At 61.0% G+C, this 2,493-nt stretch carries 4 protein-coding genes; 3 read left to right on the forward strand and 1 reads right to left on the reverse strand.

The window, feature by feature from the left end; translation table 11 throughout:
* The 3 genes from IWX63_RS16900 to IWX63_RS16465 form a co-directional block, all read left to right on the forward strand.
* Positions 1-202, forward strand: a 202-nt coding sequence (locus IWX63_RS16900; RefSeq protein WP_334685953.1) for a hypothetical protein, incomplete at its 5' end; no start/stop codon positions are given.
* A gap of 69 nt (positions 203-271) precedes the next feature.
* The gene (locus tag IWX63_RS16460; protein WP_199279230.1) at positions 272-472 is read left to right on the forward strand and encodes a hypothetical protein; all 201 of its coding nucleotides are present in this window, start codon (positions 272-274) and stop codon (positions 470-472) included.
* Positions 473-610: 138 nt separating this feature from the next.
* On the forward strand, positions 611-1,138 hold the full coding sequence (locus tag IWX63_RS16465) for an SRPBCC domain-containing protein (RefSeq protein WP_334685954.1): 528 nt from the start codon (positions 611-613) through the stop codon (positions 1,136-1,138).
* 82 nt (positions 1,139-1,220) lie between these two features.
* On the opposite strand, the gene IWX63_RS16470 is transcribed toward IWX63_RS16465, so the two are convergent.
* Entirely contained in the window at positions 1,221-2,207 is a 987-nt protein-coding gene (locus tag IWX63_RS16470) for a hypothetical protein (protein ID WP_199279232.1), read from the reverse strand.
* Positions 2,208-2,493: the final 286 nt, after the last annotated feature.

Raw genomic sequence — 2,493 nt, forward strand, 5'->3', positions numbered from 1 at the left:
ATTATCGATCCCGTATCCTGCTTACCAGTGCCACCCGGACGGCGGCATGACACTCACCTCAGCACGCCATTCCCCACGAACCGTGAAGAGCCTGTTTGACACTGGCTCAGGCGGGAAAGAATTCTTTGTCGAGGTGGAGGGGAAAGCCGGCCACCAGTGGGCGATCAGCATCGCCGAGACCACACAAGAATCTCTGAGTTGACGGCTCCCGAACAGATCCTATGGCGGATCCCTCCCTAGTTGGGACTTGCGGCGGGCTAAGGTGGTCGGCATGCCGAAGAATACGTGGTCAGCGGCCATCGCACTTTTTCTCATCAACGCCGTCGGCGGTCTTGGCTACTTCTACTTTTCCCTCCCCGAGCGGTCGGAATGGGACGACTTGATCAGGGGAATGGTCTGCAGCATCGTGACGGCACTTCTGATCATCAACTACAGGAGAACCTACGGATCAAGAGTGGATGCGCGGTCTTGAGTTGTCGCAGGATTGAGGCAGCTAATCGAAGGGGCAGCGCCCGCAAGCCGATCCTCTTCCGGACACGATCGCCGTGAGAGTGCGCGCCGACCCACCTTCATTCGGCAGTAAATCCCCGTACAGCGCTAGTGTCTGGTCATGCCGCTCATAAGTTCTTCGATTGGGACAGAGGATTCTGTATCGCACACCTGGTCTATCGCTGTGCCGTCGGATCGCGTGTGGTGGGCTCTCACCGATTCCGTGGCATTGCCGCAGTGGTTAGGAAAGCTAGCTGCTGGAAGATTTATTGCAGAGTGCGTTGTAAGAATTCAGCAGGCGGAAGACTATTTCTGCACCAGCCGTATCACGGAGTGTGAACCGGAGCATCGGTTACGTATGACGTGGGAGTTCCCGGACGAACCGCTCTCGACAGTCCTGATAACACTCGCTCCCGAAGTCGATGCGACGCGTATTTCACTGACGCACGGAGGGCTAGGAGAAGAAGCGCACAATTACCTTCCCGGCTGGCACACTCACCTGCTCTATCTGGAAGCGCTGCTTCTGGGCCGGCCTCGATCCATGATCGACTTCTGGTCAACATATGAAGAGCTCGCCAAGTCCGATACCGACCGCCGTTGGTCTCAGCGACAGTGCCTGTCGAAGTGGATGAACCGCCCGTTCTCGTGAGCCTGTGCAGGCCGCCGTAGGCATGGCTTTCCGGCACATGCAAGCCGACGCAGACCGACTCCCTGCGCAACTGAGCCGCATCTCATCGGATGGAACGCGTCTCACCCGCGGCGGGCAAGCGGGGAAGGGTCGTGATCCATGCCGAGAAGTCGGCGAGCTCGGTCCCGGTGAGCACAGAGGCGGCGCCGCTGTCCATGGGGTCGGCGAGGAGGGCCAGCGATTCGGCCGGTAGGTCCTTCGTGGACTCCCAGACGATCGACGTAGGCGACCCCGAGTCGGGCCAGCACAGGAAGACGAGGGGGTCCGAGTTGGGGGACTCCACGATGCCGACCCGGTGATTGAGCAGGTTGACGACCTCGCTCGTATACATAGGCCCGGCCACCTTTCCAGCATTGAGGAGAACGCCCGACTCTAGGGTGCCTTTGCGCCCGCGGGGTAGCGGGAACCACTCGGCTCGAAGGGTCGCGCCCTGCCAGGATGCGACGTCGCCAGGCACGGCGGGGTTGATGGTCTGCTGCCGGGGGAATCGCTCCTGCAGATAGGCGACGATGTCGTCGTAGCCGATGCTGATCCTGGTCGCAGTGAAGAGCATCCTGCCGTTCACGTCTCTCACGTCGACTCCGCCGAACCGGTTGAGCGACGGACGGACCGACCCGATCTCGGTCAGTGCGACGACCCGCGTCGCTCGAAACCAGGGGCGGACCGTCAGGTGGTTGTCGAACGCATCGACCCGGAACCGATGGATCCCCATGGCGAGGACGACGAAGATCGCTCCGGTCACCGTGATCCCGGCCGCAGCGATCAGCGGACCCGGCCCATCCATCTCCTCGGATTCCACGACCGCGACGAGCGTGAAGAAACCACCGATAACGAGGAAGACGATGCCGAGCACACGAAAAAGAACAGACTGCCAGCGACGATTCGTCACGACGAACAGTGCCCCCGTGTCTGCGGTGGGGCCCGCCGCGCGATTGTTCCGGTCACCTCGGCCGACGGCCGCTCCGACGATCGCGGGGATCAGTATTGACAGCAAGACCGCCGCGACCACGGGAAACATGAGGAAAGACACTCACCGAATGTAGTGCTTGTCTCTTGCCTGCGGTGCCCGCAACGCGGTTTGGTCAAGGACCCATTGGCCGGACGGGCCCCAACCCTTACCGGGAAGTCGGCGGGAGTCGCAACCGTAATTGGCACGGTCTCGCAGTGCTTTATGGCCGCTTGCTCAGTTCCGCAAGACGATCCATCAGCGGGTATCAGTGGCCTTGGTGTCATAGCGTCGTAGCAACAACATAACTGGATAGAGGGAGTTGCCTGGTGGGACGCAGGGCTTTGACGTTCTCGGATCGGGCAGACAT

The sequence above is a fragment of the Arthrobacter sp. CAN_A2 genome (genome assembly GCF_015752045.1).
In the GTDB taxonomy this organism is placed as follows: Bacteria; Actinomycetota; Actinomycetes; order Actinomycetales; family Micrococcaceae; genus Arthrobacter_D.